Annotated in this window: 1 protein-coding gene; it reads left to right on the plus strand. The window is 70.9% G+C overall.

Going from position 1 to position 1,001, the window contains the following annotated elements; all coding sequences use genetic code 11:
- A partial coding sequence (locus tag AC27KI_RS25745) for a DUF294 nucleotidyltransferase-like domain-containing protein (protein WP_487116660.1) occupies positions 1-1,001 on the plus strand: 1,001 nt, incomplete at both ends.

Raw genomic sequence — 1,001 nt, forward strand, 5'->3', positions numbered from 1 at the left:
CGCGCGCGTCGCCGAATGGCGCACGCACCCGCGCGTGCAGTCCCTGAGCGACGAGTCGCGCGAGCGGCTGCTGCGGCTGGTGCAGCGCACCGCGCGCTGGCTGGCCGAGGGCCAGGTCAACGAAGACGCCGTGGTGCGGCTGATCGGCTGGCTCGAATCGCTGCTGCGCCGCGACATCTACCTGGCGCTGCTGCTGGAGCGCCCCTCCGTCCACGAGCACCTGCTGCACCTGCTGGGCGCCGCGCAGTGGCCCGCCCGCTACATGCTGCAACACCCCGGCGTGATCGACGAACTGGCGGGCGACGCGCTGCTGGCCGAACGCTTCGTGCCGCAGGACTTCGAGCACGAACTGGGGCTGCGCATCGCTTCGCTGCAATCGACCGGCGAGGACGACGACGAGACCCTGCTGAACCTGCTGCGCCGCGCCCACCATGCCGAGACCTTCCGCACGCTGGCGCGCGACGTGGAGCGCCGCATCACCGTGGAGCAGGTGGCCGACGACCTCTCGGCCCTGGCCGACAGCGTGCTGCGCGTGACCGCGCAGTGGTGCTGGAGCCGCCTGAAGAACCGCCACCGCGAGGTGCCGCAGTTCGCCATCATCGGGTACGGCAAGCTGGGCGGAAAGGAGCTGGGCTACGGCAGCGACCTGGACATCGTTTTCGTGTTCGACGACGACGACGACCGCGCGCCCGAGGTGTATTCGGCCTTCGTGCGCAAGCTCATCAACTGGCTCACGGTGAAGACCGCCGAGGGCGACCTCTTCGAGATCGACACCGCCCTGCGGCCCAACGGCAATTCGGGCCTGCTGGTGACCAGCTTCACCGCGTACGCCAACTACCAGCAACGGCGCGGCAGCAACACCGCCTGGACCTGGGAGCACCAGGCCATGACGCGGGCGCGCTTCCTGCTGGGCACTGAAGACCTGGCCCCGGCCGGCCCGCTCGCGCCCCTGCCCGAAGGCAGCGAGGCGCCTGCGGGGCAGCGGCCGCAACCTGCGCGAG

The organism is Acidovorax sp. KPB24-03 (genome assembly GCF_057546605.1).